Annotated in this window: 11 protein-coding genes; 9 read left to right on the forward strand and 2 right to left on the reverse strand. The window is 65.4% G+C overall.

The window, feature by feature from the left end; all coding sequences use genetic code 11:
• Window positions 1–20: 20 nt before the first annotated feature.
• The 5 genes from AC5P8U_RS06325 to AC5P8U_RS06345 all read left to right on the forward strand — a co-directional run bounded on the left by AC5P8U_RS06325 (window position 21) and on the right by AC5P8U_RS06345 (window position 10,368).
• Window positions 21–2,747: a TcfC E-set like domain-containing protein gene (locus tag AC5P8U_RS06325; protein ID WP_495213988.1), complete on the forward strand. Its 2,727-nt coding sequence runs from the start codon at window positions 21–23 to the stop codon at window positions 2,745–2,747.
• Window positions 2,744–3,877 (forward strand): CblD like pilus biogenesis initiator family protein, encoded by a 1,134-nt coding sequence (locus tag AC5P8U_RS06330; RefSeq protein ID WP_495213990.1) that lies wholly within the window; start codon window positions 2,744–2,746, stop codon window positions 3,875–3,877. The genes AC5P8U_RS06325 and AC5P8U_RS06330 overlap by 4 nt, the downstream gene beginning before the upstream one ends.
• A gap of 18 nt (window positions 3,878–3,895) precedes the next feature.
• Complete coding sequence (locus tag AC5P8U_RS06335; protein WP_495213992.1) at window positions 3,896–4,606, forward strand: pilus assembly protein; 711 nt, start codon at window positions 3,896–3,898, stop codon at window positions 4,604–4,606.
• Between the two features lie 65 nt (window positions 4,607–4,671).
• Window positions 4,672–9,552, forward strand: coding sequence for an ESPR-type extended signal peptide-containing protein (locus tag AC5P8U_RS06340; RefSeq protein ID WP_495213994.1), 4,881 nt, complete (start codon window positions 4,672–4,674; stop codon window positions 9,550–9,552).
• Window positions 9,553–9,621: 69 nt separating this feature from the next.
• Window positions 9,622–10,368, forward strand: coding sequence for a hypothetical protein (locus AC5P8U_RS06345; RefSeq protein ID WP_334271247.1), 747 nt, complete (start codon window positions 9,622–9,624; stop codon window positions 10,366–10,368).
• Window positions 10,369–11,048: 680 nt separating this feature from the next.
• Here AC5P8U_RS06345 and AC5P8U_RS06350 read toward each other — a convergent pair.
• A complete protein-coding gene (locus AC5P8U_RS06350; protein ID WP_049411389.1) occupies window positions 11,049–11,693 on the reverse strand; it encodes a hypothetical protein in 645 nt (214 codons plus the stop codon).
• A gap of 191 nt (window positions 11,694–11,884) precedes the next feature.
• Window positions 11,885–14,308 (reverse strand): penicillin-binding protein 1A, encoded by a 2,424-nt coding sequence (locus tag AC5P8U_RS06355; protein WP_262090967.1) that lies wholly within the window; start codon window positions 14,306–14,308, stop codon window positions 11,885–11,887.
• 219 nt (window positions 14,309–14,527) lie between these two features.
• Between AC5P8U_RS06355 and AC5P8U_RS06360 the strand changes: the two genes are divergently transcribed.
• The 4 genes from AC5P8U_RS06360 to AC5P8U_RS06375 are packed head-to-tail and all read left to right on the forward strand — an operon-like array spanning window position 14,528 to window position 17,647.
• Window positions 14,528–15,586 carry a pilus assembly protein PilM gene (locus AC5P8U_RS06360; RefSeq protein ID WP_014038321.1) on the forward strand — a complete coding sequence of 353 codons (1,059 nt, stop codon included), beginning with the start codon at window positions 14,528–14,530 and terminating at the stop codon, window positions 15,584–15,586.
• The gene (locus AC5P8U_RS06365) at window positions 15,586–16,461 is read left to right on the forward strand and encodes a PilN domain-containing protein (RefSeq protein ID WP_334271246.1); all 876 of its coding nucleotides are present in this window, start codon (window positions 15,586–15,588) and stop codon (window positions 16,459–16,461) included. The genes AC5P8U_RS06360 and AC5P8U_RS06365 overlap by 1 nt, the downstream gene beginning before the upstream one ends.
• Window positions 16,458–17,114 carry a type IV pilus inner membrane component PilO gene (locus AC5P8U_RS06370; RefSeq protein ID WP_057493352.1) on the forward strand — a complete coding sequence of 219 codons (657 nt, stop codon included), beginning with the start codon at window positions 16,458–16,460 and terminating at the stop codon, window positions 17,112–17,114. The genes AC5P8U_RS06365 and AC5P8U_RS06370 overlap by 4 nt, the downstream gene beginning before the upstream one ends.
• Window positions 17,114–17,647 carry a pilus assembly protein PilP gene (locus tag AC5P8U_RS06375; protein ID WP_005418914.1) on the forward strand — a complete coding sequence of 178 codons (534 nt, stop codon included), beginning with the start codon at window positions 17,114–17,116 and terminating at the stop codon, window positions 17,645–17,647. The genes AC5P8U_RS06370 and AC5P8U_RS06375 overlap by 1 nt, the downstream gene beginning before the upstream one ends.
• Window positions 17,648–17,662 lie beyond the last annotated feature (15 nt).

The raw sequence follows: 17,662 nt of genomic DNA on the forward strand, positions 1-17,662 counted from the left end.
GCTTCTCCAGCGGTACCCCCATGACCTCACACGCCCCCGCCGTCACCCGGCTGGCGGTCGCGCTCGCCCTGGCGTTGTCCACTCCGCTGGCGGCCGCGCGCGGCGTCCCGCCCGGTTTCGAAGATCTGGTCGAAGGACAGACCGAACAACTAGACATCCGGCTGTTCGGCCGCTCGGCCGGGCTGTCGCCGGTGCGCGTCACCCTGGAGCATGTGCAGCTGGAAGATCCCGCGCGCGTGCTGCAGGCACTGGACCTGTCCGCCGAGGCGCAGGCCGCGCTGCTGCCGGCGCTGTCTCAGCCGCTGCCACGCAACAGCCACCTGGCCTGCCGCTTCGGTGGTGCCGAGGCCGGTTGCGGCTATCTGGATCCCCCGGAAGACCCTGCCGCCGCGCGTGCGCTGTACGACGAAGGCGAGGGCGCCGTGCGCCTGTTCGTGGCTCGCCAGTGGATCGGTGGCGAGCCCGCCGCGGAACGCTTCCACGCGCTCAGCAGCAATGCCGAGAACGCTTTCCTGCACCAGCAGGTGCTCAACCTCACCGGTGGGCGCGACTACCAGTCGTTCAGTGCGCGCGGCACCGGCGTCCTCGGCCTGTTCCAGCGGGGCCATATGTCCGCCGACTGGTACTTCACCCAGCAGCGCTACCGCAGCAACGGTGGCGATGCGCATTTCGAATTCGACAACGTCTATTACCGCCATGACCTGGGCCAGCAGTACTACCTGCAGGCCGGGCGCATGGACCGCCGCAACCTGTCCAGTCCACAGGGCGGCACCTTCGGTTTCAGCATGCTGCCGCTGGACCGCTTCGACGGTGCCCGCGTGGGCACCACCCAGGCTTACGTGGACAGCGATGCTGCCGTGCAGGCCTCGCCACTGACGGTCCTGCTCGCCCGCGATGCGCGCGTGGACGTGTTCGACGGCGAGCGCCTGCTGCAGACCTACTACCTGCAGGCCGGCATCAACCAGATCGATACCCGCAACTTCCCGTTCGGCAGCTACCTGGTGCGCATGCGCATCTACGAGGATGGCGTGCTGGTGCGTACCGAAGAGGCCCCCTTCGACAAGGGCGGCGATTGGACCGACAGCCAATGGCAGTGGTTCGTGCAGGGTGGCCGCCGCAACGAGCGCCGCAGCGACCGCTTCGATGGTGAGCAGGTAACGGTGGCCGGCACGCGCGTGCCATTGGCTCGCGATCTGGCGGCCACTGCGGGCGTCGCCCACCTGGGCGGGCACAGCTATGGCGAACTGCGGATCGACCTGCGCCGCGTGCTGGCCACGCAGGAGATGCGCGCAACGTTCAGCGGCATGCGCGGCAGCGATGGCAGCCACGGCCAGCAGCATCAGCTGTCATACCGGCGCAAGGCCTCCTGGAACATCTACCAGCAGCGCATGCGCGGCAAGGCCTGCCAGTTCGAGGCCGATGCACGGGACCGCCTGGGCTGCACCAACTCGCTCAGCGGATCGGTCTCGCTGCCGATCGCCGGTGGTACGGCGTACCTGGGGTACACCCGGCGCCAGACCTGGCGCACCGGTTGGAGCCGTCCCGGTGACGATGATCCGTTGGCGCCACTGGATCCGTTCCTGCCGCCGCAACCGCTGCAACCGCACCGTGAGCCGCAGCTCAGCCGCACCTGGCAGGCCAGCTTCAGCCGCAGCCATCGTTGGCAGGATTTCAGCGTCTCCACGCGGCTGGGCCTGTGGCAGCAGCACAGCCACGACAGTGCCCGTGACACCCGCACGCGCGACCGTGGCATCTACCTCAACGTCAGCTTCACCCGCCTGCAACGCAGCCATGTTGGCAACGGCCAGCGCCGCTACGCGGTGGACATGCGCCAGCCGCAGCACCAGCGGCCGGAGATCAACTACAGCGTCGGCCAGAGCTATCGCCAGGAGGTGGACGCGCAGTTGCGTGAGCTGACCTCCGAGCTGCGCGCCAACAACAACGACCGCTACAGTGCATCGCTGGGCGGGCAGCTGCAGAACCGCTACGGACAGACCGGCGCCACCGTGGCGTACTACCAGCAGCATGGCCGCAGCGAGACCGCTTACAGCGGCACGCACAGCTCGGCCTTCGCGCTGGGCCGGCGCGGTGCCTACTGGGGCGCAGGCACCGGCGCCGACGCCGGGCTGGCGGTACAGGTAGCCGCCACCGATGACCTGGACCTGCAGGGCGTGGCGGCCGAACTGCAGGTGAGCGGCGCGGGCCGGCAACGGCTGCAGATCGGCGAGCGCCGGCTGCTGCCGTTGGCCGCCTACCAATCGCACCGGGCCGAACTGCAGGACGCCAGCATCGACACCAGCATGGCCGCCATCCGCGTGAGCGGCGCAGGCGGTGCGCGCCCGATGTTCCTGGCGCCAGGACGGCTGATGCGCATGCCGGTGCCGATCGAAGTGACCTATACCTTCATCGGCACCGCCCGCACGCTTGCCGGCGTGCCGCTGGGCGGCGCCCGCATCCTCAATGCGCCGGTACCCGGCACCAGCGCCAATGGCGGCTTCGTCGCCGACTTCCCGCGTCGCGAGACAACGCTCTACCTGCTGCAGGACGACCGCCTGCTGCACTGCCCGCTGCAGGTGCGCGAGCGCCGCCAGGTGGTGCTGCTGGTCGGCGCCGTGCGCTGCGAACCGCTGGCCATAGCCCAGCTGCCGGCGGAGATCCGCCAGCAGGCCCGGGTAACCCGGCTGCTGCAGGAACGCGCGCTGATCGCCGCCACGCCCCAGACCGCTGCTGCAGGAGGAACGCCATGAGCCGGCGTGTGTTGTTCGTGTTGATGCTGGTGTGCGCGCTGGCCGTGCTGATGCCACGGGCGTGGGCGCAGTGGCCGCCGGAGACGCATCCCACCGATCAGAGCCGGGACATCGTGATGACGTGGGACCGCTCGGCCGTGCCCGGTGACGTGGAGCTGTGGGCGCCGAGGACGGTGCTGGGGTTCAGTCATGACGTGGCGATGAAGTATGGGCAGATCCATGTGGTGTGTGAGTCTGCTTCAGACAGTGAATTCGGTCGGTGCCCGACCGAAGGAGATTCATCGATAGTTAGCGGACCGTCCGAAGTCGCTTTGCGGCTTGTAGAGATCCGGACCGGCCTGCAGGCAGAGCTTCGGCTGCTCGGAAGCCTTCAGAGAATACTGAGCGATTGGACTTGCAGCCCGGACTACTGGGACAGCAGTCAGCGGGCGCTCTATGAAGCCTTCTATTACACCTGTGGTATCGATCAGCCAATCGGTACGGGTGCGAGGCTTGCGCTTCCACCATCAGAACTGGCGCGCCTCGTCGCAGGTCACTGGAAGGCCACGATGCGCCTGAACATCAAGGCCGACCCCGCCGCAGCACCCGTCGCCACAGCCACCTTCAACTTCGACTTCACCGTCACCGACTACGACGCGATCTCGATCTACTTCCCAGCCTTCGACACCATTGCGCCGCTGGTCAACATGGACCTGCGCTACGACCCCATCAAGCAGATGGTGGGCGGCCGCAAGCAGCTGGAGATGTGCCTCTACGACGGCCTCGGCTCGCAGAGCGAGTTCCTCGGCGTCACCGTGCGCGACAGCGGGCCGCGCCCGCCACCCGGCAGCGACTTCGCGGTCTGGCACCGCGATGGTGGCAGCGACGACCGCCAGCGCCTGGACTACCACGTCAGCCTGAACTACGGCGGGCGCGATATCCGCATGCGGCATGGCGTGGAAGAACTGCTGCATGGCATCGACAGCGCCGAACTGCGCCTGGTGATGCTGCCCGGCATCAGCCAGCCGGTCTATTGCGTGCCCACGCCGCTGACATTGCTGACACCTCCCACCCCCGTCGCCAGCAAGCGCCCCGGTCTCTACGAGGGCGAGCTGACGGTGGAACTGCGCGTACCCACCGCCAAACCCTGATCCCACACGGAGCCTGCCATGAAAAAACTGATCGTCTGGATGCTGCCGTTGAGTGCGCTGCTTGCGCCATCAGCACACGCCAACCTGTCCATCCATCCCATGCGAACCGCGATGGATGCCAAGCGCGGTGCGCAGATCCGCGTCTACTCGCAGTCCACCCGCCCGCAGTATGTACAGGCCAGCCTGCGACGCATCGACAACCCGGCAACGCCCCGCGAACAGGAGCAGGATATCGAGGTCGCCGATTCGGCCATTGCCATCACGCCCGGCAAGTTCGCGCTGTCAGGCGGTGGCAATCGCCTGATCCGGCTGATCCCACTGCAGCCGGTACAGAAGGAAACCGCATACCGCGTGTACTTCGAAGGTGTGCGCGGCCCGGAAGGCACTGAACTGGAAAGCAGCGACGACGCTGCGCACGCCGACGTTGGCGTCAGCCTGGTGTGGGGCGCGCTGGTGAACGTGGTGCCCGCCGACGGCGTGGTCAACCTGAGTGTACGCGGCAACACGCTGCACAACAGCGGCACCCTGCGCGTCGGCATCGTCCATGCGGCCGAATGCACGGCCGCCGGCGTCTGCACGCCACACGACCTCTCGCACAGCCTGTACCCGGATGCCGATTTCACCCTGCCGTTCCAGCCGCAGCCGGGCAATTCGCTGCGCCTGCGCTACCGGCTTAGCCAGGACGGTTATCGCGAGCATGTCCAGGACGTGGCCATCCAGTCCAGTTGACCCCCTCCCTGCGTCCCGCGCATGGCGCGGGATGTCTTTTCCGTAAACTGTTAAGGAGAAAGACCATGAATCGAATCTATCGACGTATCTGGAATGCTGCACGCCAGTGCTGGGTGGTAGCGAGCGAGCTGGCTGTCGCAAGGCAGTGTTCCTCATCGCCGAGAAGACTCCGGCTACTAGTCATTCCACTATCGATGTCTGCGGCCGGCTCCATTTCCGCGAACGCGGGCAGCATGTACTGGGGATGTTCGCCCTTCGATTGGGACAAGGCGGACGTCTATTGCGTGCCCATGTCAGGACAAAGTGAGGATGGAAAAACCTCTGCCAATGCAAAGATCTCCACCTCCAAGGACTATCTGATCATGGGGGGAGGTTCGTACAACGACGGCTCCTGGAACGCTACCTTTGGTCCCAAGGCCCAGATCATTGGCAACTACAACGCGGCATTGGGCCACAAGGCCAACATCAACGGCGTAGACAGCGTTGCCGTGGGCTACAACGCCAGTGCCCAGCTGGGGCACAGTACGGTGGTCGGTGCCAACGCCTATGGCAAGGGCATCGGCTCTACCGCGTTCGGAAACAAAGCCTCGGCCACACGGCAGAACTCGATCGCCATCGGTAGCGGATCGCTCTCGCAGAGCGAGAATTCAGTGGCGATCGGTGCAAATTCCCTTGCCAGTGAAGTGAACACCGTCTCCGTCGGCAGCGACAAGGAGAAGCGGCGGATCGTCAACGTAGCCGATGGGCGGATCACCGCAGCCAGTACCGACGCCGTCACGGGCAAACAGTTGTACGCGACCAACAGCAAGCTGGGTGCGGTCGAAGCAAACGTCGGCACCATGAAGAATGATCTGACAGCGGTTCGGACGCTTGCGCAGTCCGCCACCAATCGCATCGATGCCACTACCCTGGCACTGGGCAAGGGCGCGGTCGCAGAATCGGGCAGCTACGGCATCAGCACCGCCATCGGCAACAATGCCAAGGCCTACAACGGCCGCAGTGTCGCACTCGGATTCGACGCGCTGGCCGGCGTCGATGCGGAGGGCAATCGAGTGACCGGCCAGAATGCCGGCGTTTCCATCGGTGCAAACACGCGCAGCGCGAACGGCGCGGTCGCGACCGGCTTCCGGGCCATTGCCAGCGGAAACTTCTCCATTGCCGTAGGCGGTGACGCCAATGCGGCCGCCGAACATGCCACTGCAATGGGGTACCTGAGCAAAGCCACGGCAAAGCAGTCCACGGCGCTGGGGCGTGGCAGCGAGGCCAAGGCGCAGTTCGCCACCGCGCTGGGCAATCTTGCGGTATCGGCCAATACCAGTGCCGTGGCACTGGGTGATCGGGCCAACGCCCGCCATGACAATGCGGTGGCACTGGGTGCTGGCGCCGTCACAGCGTCGGTCAACTCCGTATCGGTGGGCAGTGCCACTCTCAAGCGCAAGATCCAGTACATTGCCGATGGCGCGGTCAGCAATGGCAGTACCGATGCCATCACCGGCAATCAGCTGTTCGCGACCAACCAGGCCGTGTCCACTGCGCAGAGCACGGCTACAAGCGCGCAGACGGCGGCCAATGCCGCAAAAGCCGATGCTGCCAAGGCACTGACCGAGACGACCGCGCTCGCCGGCTTGGTCTCTCAGACCGCCGCCAGCGGCAATGTCCGCTTGGGCGAGAAGAACAGCGGCACTGTACTGGACGTGCGCAACAGTGCCAACGCCAGCCGGAAGGTTGCCGGTGTAGCGGATGGCACGGTAGGCGCCAGCAGCAATGAAGCGGTCAACGGCAAGCAGCTCAATGCCACCAATGTGCAGGTGGCTGCCGTGGAGAAGGCGGCCGCAGCTGCGCAGGCGGATGCAACGGTTGCGAAGGCAGATGCTGCCAAGGCGTTGGTCAGCACCACCGCGCTGGAAGGACTGGTCAGCCAGACCGCCGCCAACGGCAATGTCCGCCTGGGTGGGAAGAACAGCGGAACGGTGTTGGATGTGCGCAATAGTGCGAATGCGAGTCGAAAGCTGACTGGTGTGGCCGATGGTCTGGTCAATGCCAGCAGTTATGAAGCCGTCAACGGCAGGCAGCTCAATGCCACCAATGACAAGGTGGCGGCGGTGGAGAGCATTGCCAGGGCTGCGGGCACAGAGGCGGCGGCGGCAAAGACGGATGCAGCCAAGGCGTTGGTCGAAACCGCAGCGCTTGGCGGGCTTGTGGCACAAGTGTCTACGACCGGCAATGTGCGTCTGGGCGAAAGGAACAGCGGAACGACGTTGGATGTTCGCAATAGCGCCAATGCCAACCGGAAGATCAGTGGTGTGGCGGATGGCTTGCTGAGTACCAGCAGTAGTGAGGCTGTATCTGGGAAGCAACTGCATTCAAGTAACTCACGGATCTCAGCTTTAGAAGGCGTGAGTCAATATCTGAGTATCGGCGTGGCCCCCATTAGTGAACCTGCTGAAGCTGGAGCGGGAGGGGTCGCTATCGGTAACTCGGCCAAAACCGGTGCTGAAAGTGGCACAGCTGTTGGGACGCGAGCCAGAGCAATGGGTAGGAATTCAACTGCGATTGGGCGAGGAGCTACCGTTTTCGAGGACTCCGAGAATGGCTTTGCAATGGGGGCTGGTGCGGAGGTGGGGGCTGCAGGTGGCGGAGCAAATGACGGTGTCGCTATTGGTGCGGGTGCAAAGATCGGAAGCGGAGCCCATGGTTCGCTGGCACTTGGAAGAGACGCACAGGCAAATGAAGCTGGAGTTGTATCCTTCGGCAACAGCGGTATGCAGCGTCGCCTCGTGAACATTGCTCGAGGTACTGTCGATCACAATGCCACTACCGTCTCCCAGCTCAAAGACTCCCTCGCTACCCTTGGCGGCGGAGCAGGCATGGACGCCAGCGGAAATATCATCGCCCCAACCTACTCGGTGCAGGCCGGAACGCAGAACTCGGTCGAAGACGCATTGATGGCGCTTGATGGCGCCGTCATCTCTGCAGGTCGTCGAGCGGGCAAGGTGGAAGATCAGCTCAGCTCGATCTTCCAGGATTCGCCGTCGGCCCGTGCCGATGGCATGAACCAGATCGCGCTCAATGGCGCGAACGGCATGGTATTGACCAATCTGGCTGACGGTCGGGTGGCGCCAGGAAGCCGTGATGCCGTAACTGGCAATCAGCTGTACGCCGCAGAGCAGAAGATCTCGCAGAATCGGAATGATCTGGAGGCGATGCGCAAGCAGCGAGAGGTGGGCGAGCAGGCCATGCGTGGATTGGATGCGAGCGGTCCGATTGATTTCGGCGGCGCGCGTTTGACTGGTGTTGCAGACGGAGATGTTTCGGTCGGCAGCCGAGATGCCGTCAATGGCGCGCAGCTGAACGAGACAAACGCAAGCGTGATCGCTGCTCAAAGTACAGCGGATGTTGCGAGACTGGAATCGAGCAGGGCTCTGGTTGAAACATCCGCGCTGAGTGGTCTGGTCGGGCAGGTGGTAGAGACGGGAGCTGTCCGTTTGGGTGAAAGGAACAGTGGCGCCCTGATCGATGTGCGGAACAGCGGTGGCGCTAACCGAAGAGTCACTGGGGTAGCTGATGCTAGCCTTGGCGCCGGTAGCAATGACGCCGTGACGGGAAGTCAGCTGTTCTCCTCGAATCTCCGCATTTTGGCGGTTGAAAGAAAGAGCATGTTCTTTGACGCTGGAAGGGAAGATGGGATGGCTCCCGCGCGCGCTGGACAGTACAGCGTAGCGCTTGGAAACGGTGCACTAGCTTCCGTTACTGCAGAGGGCGGCACCGCAATAGGAGCATTCTCAGGGGCGCACGCGAAGAACTCGGTCGCACTTGGGCGTGCCGCGACCGTGGCGGAAAACGCAGAAGCTGGCTTCGCATTGGGAGCCGCATCCTACGTCGCCGAGAAGGGGGGGATGGCTCTCGGCACGGGATCTGAAGTTAAGGCCGGCGCCCAATTGAGTGTTGCCTTGGGCCAAGGGTCGGTGGCCGGTGAGAAGGGCATTGTTTCATTTGGAAACAGCGATCTTAAGCGTCGCCTCACCAACATCGCCAACGGCACGGCCAACCACAACGCTGCCACCGTCGGCCAGCTGCGCGGGGCGCTCTCCGCGCTCGGCGGTGAGGTCGATGCCAACGGCAACATCGTCGGCCCCAGCTTCACCGTGCAGGGCCAGTCCCAGACCACGCTCAATGGCGCATTGGAAGCGCTCGACGGCGCAGTCGTCAGCAACCGCTCGCGGGTGAACCAGGTTGAATCCCAGCTCCGCTCCGTGTTCCAGGACACCCCCTCGGTCCGCGCCGACGGTCTCAACCAGCTCACCCTCGCCGGAACCCACGGCATGGTCATTTCCAACGTGGCCAATGGCCTGATCGCGGCTGGCAGTCGGGATGCAGTCAATGGCGGCCAGCTGCACTCGATGCAACAGCAGCTCAACGGCCGTATCGATGGCCTGGAAGAGCGCATCGATGCGCCGCAGCCGCGGGCAATGGCCGTCGCTTCGGTGCCCGAACCAGAAGCACCGGTGCCGCAGGCCGAAGGCGGCCAGCAGGTGGCGTCGGTCGGCGAGGGTGAGAAACCTGCACCGCAGCCGAAGACGAAGAAGGAGGACACCCCGAAGCCCCAGGTCGATACCGCTGAACTGGAGAAGATGCTGGCACGCGCCAACGAGTATACCGATGGCGCGATCAGCAACTTCGAGCGTCGCCTGGACAAGATGGACAAGCGCTTCAACCGCATGGCGGCGATGAGCAGCGCACAGACCGCGATGGCGATGAACACCGCGGGCCTGGCCACCTACAACCGCCTGGGTGCGGGCGTGGGCTACAGCGAGGGTGAGTCGGCGATGGCGGTGGGCTACCAGCGCGTGCTCAACGAGAAGGGCTCGGCCACCTTCAGCCTCAATGGGGCGTTCACCAACAGCGGTGAGCGCAGCATGGGCGTCGGCGTCGGCATCGGCTGGTAAGCGATGGAGCCCCGGCGTGACGCGCGTAATCCGCCCCGCCGCGCCGGGGTCCTTGCCGAGGAGATGGCAGTGTATCGATGGGTAAGCCGGTTCATCAGCTACCGCACGTTCTACCTTTGGCGGGCGCGGTATTACTACTACACCCGCAATCTGGACCGCTGGCTGCTGTTCGCCCTGCTGTGCGTGGCGGGCATGGGCTTGGCGGCCTGGTACACCTGGCGGGTATCGAGCGTGCCGCCGCCGCGCGTGCATCCGGAGGCCGCCGCGCTGCGCGTGGAGAACATCACCCAGGAGGCGATCCATCGCATCGTGCTGGTGCGGCATGGCGGCCCAACCCCGGGCGAGCCGTTCACCACCCCGGAGGATGTCCGTGCCGGTACGCTGCGCACACTGCGGGTGCGGCAGCTGCTTGACAGTGCGATGGTGTGGCAGTTGAAGGCCCACATGCTGGCCGACATCGCGGCGTACATCGATGCCACGGGAAGCTGCTTCCCTTTCCCGTGCTGGCAGGTGAGCCATCGGCTGGAGCTCATGCGTGCGGCGGAGGCGGAGAACGCGGCCATCAACCGGGCGCTGGAGCCGGTGCTGGAGGTGCCGCTGGACAGGATGCCCAACCTCAACGGCGGTGAGCGCGCGCGGATCCAGACGGCGTGGTCGGACCCGTTCGGCGATGTCTACAACCAGACCTGGTTGCTGGGCGATCTGCAGAACATGCACGCGCGGATGATGATGGCGTACCCGCAGCGGGTGGGAGCTCCTTGGCTGATGCGCCTGCTTGGCGATGAGACGGAGGAGCAGCACCATGATGTCTGGTAGGGCAACGCACCTCCTGTAGAGCCGAGCCAAGCTCGGCTGCTCTTCGGTCAGGTGTCCGGATGCCTGATGCACCGTGCGGACCAACGGTTCGCACCCACCAGAAGAAGGAAGCAGGTAGCGCGCTTTCTGTAGAGCCGAGCCATGCTCGGCTGCTCTTCGGTCAGGTGTCCAGATGCCTGATGCACCGTGCGGACCAACGGTCCGCACCCACCAGAAGAAGGAAGCAGGTAGCGCGCTTTCTGTAGAGCCGAGCCATGCTCGGCTGCTCTTCGGTCAGCTATCCGGATGCCTGAAGCACCGTGCGGACCAACGGTCCGCGCCCACCAGAAGAAGGAAGCAGGTAGCGCGCTTTCTGTAGAGCCGAGCCATGCTCGGCTGCTCTTCGGTCAGGTGTCCGGATGCCTGATGCACCGTGCGGACCAACGGTCCGCACCTGCCAGAAGAAGGAAGCAGGCAACGCGTCTTCTGTAGAGCCGAGCCATGCTCGGCTGCTCTTCGGTCAGGTGTCCGGATGCCTGATGCATCGTGCGGACCAACGGTCCGCGCCCACCAGAAGAAGGAAGCAGGTAGCGCGCTTTCTGTAGAGCCGAGCCATGCTCGGCTGCTCTTCGGTCAGGTGTCCGGATGCCTGATGCACCGTGCGGACCAACGGTCCGCACCCACCAGAACCGGCGCAGCCGTTACCCGCCGATATACGCGGTGATCTCCGCTTCGGCCAGCAGCTGCCGCAACTGCGCGACAGACGCGCGTCGCATCGGCTTCTCATCCACCGGCGACAGCGGCGCCTGGCGCAGCGCATCGTATGGCAGCACGGCCAGGTCGAAGGTCAGCTCCTCGGCACTGAACACCCACACCGGCACGTCCAGGCTGCGCTCGCGGTCCATGCGCAGGCGGCGCGTCCGCGATTCAGCGGGAATGCCGTGCTCGTCCAGGAAGCGATGCACGGCTTCCGGGTCGTCGCTGTGCAGGTGCAGCTGCACCGGGCTGTTGGCATCGGCGGTGCCTTCCAGCACCGGGCCGGCCAGCCGTGGGGCGAAGCCGTGCAGGAACTCCAGCGCGCGCATCGCGGCCTCGCGGCGGCGCTGCAGTTCATTGCCGTGCTGGGGCCCGGCGAACAGCCGCTGGTATTCGCGCAAGGCGTCTTCGATCTCGGTGTTGCGGGGCAGGGAGGCATCGTCGTGGATGCCGAGCCGGCTGGCGGCCTTCAACTTGGCCTGGTGATAGTCGCGGATGCCGCCTTCGGCCATCAGGCGGGCGGCTTCGTGGGCGAGGCGGTGGCGCCGCTCGCGGGTCTGGCTGGCAGCATGCTGACGGGCGCGATGCATGCGATGACTCCTGTTGCGACCTGGCTACAGACTAGCGCACGGATGTGACATCCGCGTAGGTATTTCACGGAGGGGATGTAGAGCCGAGCCCACGCTCGGCTGCTCTACGCGGGGGCCCTGAGCCGAGCATGGGCTCGGCCCCACAGCCGCATCGGTGCCAACCCCACGGTTGGCACCCACTGCACCCTTCCTCAGAAGATATCGAACGCGGCGGCGTCGGCCTGTGGCGTATTGAGGTTCAGGTCGTAGTCGGTCAGGCGATCCATGTCTTCCACCTTCACCCACTCGGTCGCGCCGTTGAGCGTGGCCTGGACCATGCCGCTGGGCGGCTCGTTCTGCGCGATCGGGGTGTCCTTCAGCGCGGTGCGCATGTAGTCGATCCAGATCGGCAGCGCCGCCTTGCCACCGTACTCGCGGTAACCCAGCGAGCGGAAGTCGTCGCGGCCCACCCACACGGTGGTCACGTACGGGCCGCCGAAGCCGGAGAACCAGGCGTCACGATGGTCGTTGGTGGAGCCGGTCTTGCCGCCCACGTCCTCGCGGCCGAGCACCTTGGCCTGCACACCGGTACCGCGCTGGACCACGTCGCGCATCATCGACACCAACTGGTAGGCGGTGCGGGCGTCGATCGCGCGCGGGGCGGTGCGGGCATCCGGGTTGGCCGGCGCGGCCGGGGTCTCGGTCTTGGCTTCGGCCTTGGCCACAGCGGCCGGGTCCACCTTCGGGGCCGGGGCGCCGAAGTTGAAGCCATCCACCACCTGGTTGACCGGCTGATCGCTGCTGCCGGCGCAGTCGCGGCAGGCCAGCGCCGGGTTTTCCTTGAACACCAGGTTGCCGTCGCGGTCATTGACCTGGTCGATCAGCCAGGTATCCACGCGCGAGCCGCCATTGGCGAACACCGCGTAGCCACGCGCCACCGACAGCGGGGTCAGCGAGGCAGTACCCAGCGACATCGACAGGTTCGGCGGAAGCTCCGATTCGGCGAAGCCAAATTCGCTGATGTACTTGCGCGCATAGTCCACGCCCATGCCATCGAGCAGGCGCACCGAGACCAGGTTGCGCGACTGCACCAGCGCTTCACGCAGGCGCATCGGGCCGCGGAAGCCGCCGCCGTCGTTCTGCGGGGCCCAGGTCTTGCCGCGGCGATCGCGGAACACGACCGGGGCGTCGAGCACGATCGAGGCTGGGTTGTAGCCCTTGTCGAAAGCGGCCGCGTAGACGAACGGCTTGAAGCTCGAACCCGGCTGGCGGCGGGCCTGGGTGGCGCGGTTGAACTTGTTGCCGGAGAAGCTGAAGCCACCCACCAGCGCCTTCAGCGCGCCGCTGTGGGCATCCAGCGAGACCAGTGCGGACTGGCCGCGCGGGATCTGGTCCAGCAGCCACTCCCCTTCCTTGGCACCGGCGCGTACGCGCACGATGTCGCCGCGCTGCACCAGCTTGCCCGGGGTCTTGTTGGTCCACTTGGCGGCACCGGCCGGCAGCACGATCTCGGTGCGGTTGGCCAGCACCACCGTGGCGCTGCCATCGGCAGCGGTGCTGGCGACGATTGCCGGCAGCAGGCCGGCCTGGCCGTACATGCCGCGCAGGTGCTCGGCAAGCGCGGCGGTATCGTCGCCGGCGCCCAGCTGCACCTGCTTCTCCACGCCGTGCCAACCGTGGCGGTGGTCGTACAGCAGCAGGCCATCACGGACGGCCAGGTTGGCGGCGGTCTGCAGGGTGGAGTCGATCGTGGTGGTGACGTGGTAGCCCTTGTTGACCACGTCGCCGCCGAAGCGGGCGATCATTTCCTGGCGCACCAGCTCGGCCACGTAGGGTGCATCGACCTGCACCGGCGGCTCATGCGCGGTGGCGTGCATCGGCACGGCCTTGGCCGCGTCGGCCTCGGCCTGGCTGACGAACTTCAGGTCGGCCATGCGCTGCAGCACGTAGTTGTCACGGCGCTGGCGGGCACGTTCCGGGTTGGAGATCGGGTTGCCCGACGACGGGAACTTGGGGATACCGGCCAGCGAGGCCATCTCGTCCAGGTCCAGCTCGTTCAGCTTCTTGCCGTAGTAGAACTCGGCGGCGGCCGCCACGCCGTAGGCGCGGTTGCCGAAGAAACTCTTGTTCAGGTACAGCTCGAAGATCTCGTCCTTGCTCAGCTCGGACTCGATCTTGCGCGCCAACAGGATCTCGGCCAGCTTGCGGGTGTAGCTGTACTCGGAGCTGAGGAAGAACTGGCGGGCGACCTGCTGGGTGATGGTGGAGCCACCCGGCACGCGCTTGTCGTTGGTGGTGGCCAGCAGCCAGACCGCACGGCCGATGCCCATGTAGTCCACGCCGCCATGCTCGTAGAAGCGGGCGTCCTCGGTGGCCAGGAAGGCCTGCTTCAGGCGCTCGGGCACGTCCTTCATGGTGACCGGGGTGCGCCGGGTCTCGCCGAACACCGCCATCAGCTTGCCGTCGGCAGCGTAGACGTACATCGGCTCCTGCATTTCCACGTCGCGCAGGGTCTGCACGTCGGGAAGCTTGGAGGAAACGGCATAGTACAGACCGCCCACGGCGGCCGCGCCGATCAGCGCCAGGACCAGGACAATCAGGAAGATCCAGCGCAGCCAGCGGCGGAGTCGAGTCATCGGGTTCAGATTCCGATTGCGAATTTCGTGGTCGCAGAGTATAGATTACGCAAGGTGGCGGCTGGGGTCGGCACCGGGGAGCGCAAGGGGAACAGTCAGGGGCTGCATGGTGAATCCGTGAGGGATTTCACAGCAGGGCCGTTGCCATTTGCTAAGAATACGTTATTAATGCTCGGACGCAGGTCTTGCGTCCAAGTGCCCGTCGGCAGGGGAGAAACCGTGGGGCTCATCCCAAAAAGTCAGTCGCCGCTTGTAGGCGTCGACATCAGTTCGACTGCGGTAAAGCTTTTGCAGCTGTCCCGCAGCGGCAATCGTTTCCGCGTGGAACATTACGCTGTGGAACCTCTTCCGCCGAATGCGGTGGTGGAGAAGAACATCGTCGAAGTGGAGGCCGTCGGTGAGGCCATCCGCCGGGCGATGAACCGTTCAGGCAGCAAGGCCAAGTTGGCCGCTGCCGCCGTCGCGGGGTCGGCGGTGATCACCAAGGTGATCCCGATGCCGGCCGATCTCGACGAAAACGACATGGAAGCCCAGATCGAGCTGGAAGCGGTCAACTACATTCCGTATCCGATCGAGGAAGTGAACCTGGACTTCGAGGTGATCGGGTCGATCCCGAACAACCCGGAGATGGTCCAGGTGCTGCTGGCCGCGTCGCGTTCGGAGAATGTCGAGCTGCGCCAGTCCGCACTGGAGCTCGGTGGCCTGCAGGCCAAGGTGATGGACGTGGAGGCCTTTGCGGTCGAGAACGCCTACGCCCTGGTCGCCAGCGAGCTGCCGGTGTCCATCGACGGCGTGGTTGCGCTGGTCGACATCGGCGCCACCATGACCACCCTCAATGTCCTGCGCGGCGGCCGCAGCCTTTACAGCCGCGAGCAGGTGTTCGGTGGCAAGCAGCTGACCGACGAGATCATGCGCCGCTATGGCCTGAGCTACGAGGAAGCCGGGCTGGCCAAGCGCCAGGGCGGCCTGCCGGAAAGCTACGAAATGGAAGTGCTGGAGCCGTTCAAGGAAGCCACGGTCCAGCAGATCAGCCGCCTGCTGCAGTTCTTCTATGCAGGCAGCGAATTCAACCGCGTCGATCACATCGTGCTGGCCGGCGGCTGCGCCGTGCTCGGTGGCCTGCCGGAGATGGTCGAGGAACAGCTGGGCGTGCCGACCGTGGTCGCCAACCCGCTGGCGCAGATGACCCTGGGGCCGAAGGTGAACGCGCATGCGTTGGCCCAGGATGCCCCCGCGCTGATGATCGCGACCGGTCTGGCGCTGAGGAGCTTCGACTGATGGCACGCATCAATCTATTGCCCTGGCGCGCCGAGCGGCGCAAGCAACGCCAGCGCGAGTTCTACGCAATGCTGGGCATGGCCGCTGTCGGTGGCCTGCTGTTGTCGCTGATGATCTGGTTCTATTACGACCGCCAGGTGAGCGGCCAGATGGACCGCAACGCCTATCTGGAAGCCGAGATCGAGAAGGTCAAGGAACAGAACAAGGAGATCGATCGCCTCGACGCGCAGAAGGAACGCCTGCTGGCCCGCAAGAAGGTGATCGAGGAACTGCAGGCCAAGCGCTCGCAGATGGTCCACCTGTTCGACGCGCTGGTACGCACCATTCCCGATGGCGTGGTGCTGACCGCGCTGAAGCAGGAAGGGGATGTGCTGACGCTGGAAGGCCGCACCCAGTCCAACGCCCGCGTTTCGGCCTACATGCGCAACCTGGAGACCTCCGGCTGGATGACCAATCCGGAGCTGTCGATCATCGAAGCGCGTGACCCGGAGAAGGACAAGGATGGCAAGGTCGGTCCGCTGGCCGACATCAAGGCGCTGCCCTACGTGTTCGTGGTCAAGGTGAAACTGCCGGCACAGAGCGAAGAGGTCTCGGCGACGCCGGGCCTGAACGCCGATGGCTCGGTGGCGACGGCTGCGCCGGCACCGGTGGCTCCGTTGGCCGCAGGTCCGGGTGCCGCGACGCCTGCGGCTCCGGCAACGGGCCAGCCGGCAGCGGCTCCCGCTGCACCGGCCGCTGCACCGCCGGCCAAGCCGAACCAACCGGCCGCTCCGGCCGCCGCGCCGGCCCCGGCACCCGCCCCGAAGCCTGAGGGCAGCCGCCTGGCGCAGCCGCCGCAGGCCTTCAATGCGCTGCTGCAGGGGGACCGCGCATGAGCCAGAAGATCGACATCAAGAACCTGGATTTCAACGACATCGGCAACTGGCCGCAGAAGGCCAAGATCGTCTTCTGCTCGTTGCTGGCGCTGGTCATCATGTTCGTGGCGTGGATGCTGCTGATCAGCGGCAAGCGCGAAGAACTGGCCGGCCTGGAATCGAAGGAAGTCGAGCTGCGCGCCGAGTTCACCAAGCAGCAGGAACGCGCGGTGAACCTGGGGCCGCTGAAGCAGCAGCTGGCGCAGATGGAGCAGGTGCTGCAGCAGATGCTGCGGCAGCTGCCGAGCAAGACCGAAATGCCCGACCTGATCATCGACATCTCGCAGACCGCGCTGTCCAGCGGCCTGACCAACGAGCTGTTTGAGCCGGAGCAGGAGCAGATCAAGGAGTTCTACGCCGAGAAGCCGATCAAGCTGCGCATGGTGGGCAGTTACCACCAGTTCGGCGCATTCGTCAGTGGCGTGGCCTCGTTGCCGCGGGTGGTGATCCTGACCATGCATGACATCAACCTCAAGCCCAAGGAAAAGACCGGCGGCAACGTCCGCAGCGGTGCACTGGAACTGTCCGGTACGGTCAAGACCTACCGTTACCTGGACGAGACCGAAGTGCAGGCGCAGCAGGCGGCCGACGCTGGCAAGGAGGGCAAGAAGTGATGCGCGCGCAGACCGTACGTGGTGCGATGGTGCTGGCTGTACTGCTGCTGGCCGGTTGCGGCCGTGGCGTGACCAGCACGCCCGGCGACGCACCAAACCTTGAGAAGTGGGTGGAAGGCGAGCGCGCGCGACCGGCGCAACCGCTGGAGCCGCTGCCGGTGATGCAGCAGTTCGAGACCTTTGAATACTCCGCGCAGGGCATGCGCGATCCGTTCACCGATGCCTGGACCAATCCGCAGCAGGGGAACGGCGGATTGCGACCGGACCCGAACCGGCGCAAGGAGCCGTTGGAAGGCTTCCCGCTGGATGCGCTGGACATGGTCGGCACCATCGGTACCGGTGCAGGCACCGTGGCGCTGGTGATGGGGCCGGACAAGGTCACCTACCGGGTCCGCCCGGGCGGTTACCTGGGGCAGAGCGACGGGCGGGTCACGGCGGTCTTCGAAGACCGCGTGGAGCTGATCGAACTGGTGCCGGATGGCGCGGGTGGCTGGCTGGAACGGCCGGCAACGCTCTCGCTTGAAGATCAATGATCGTTTACTGGGGAT

Source organism: Stenotrophomonas sp. YJH_SMC_81, from assembly GCF_059370875.1.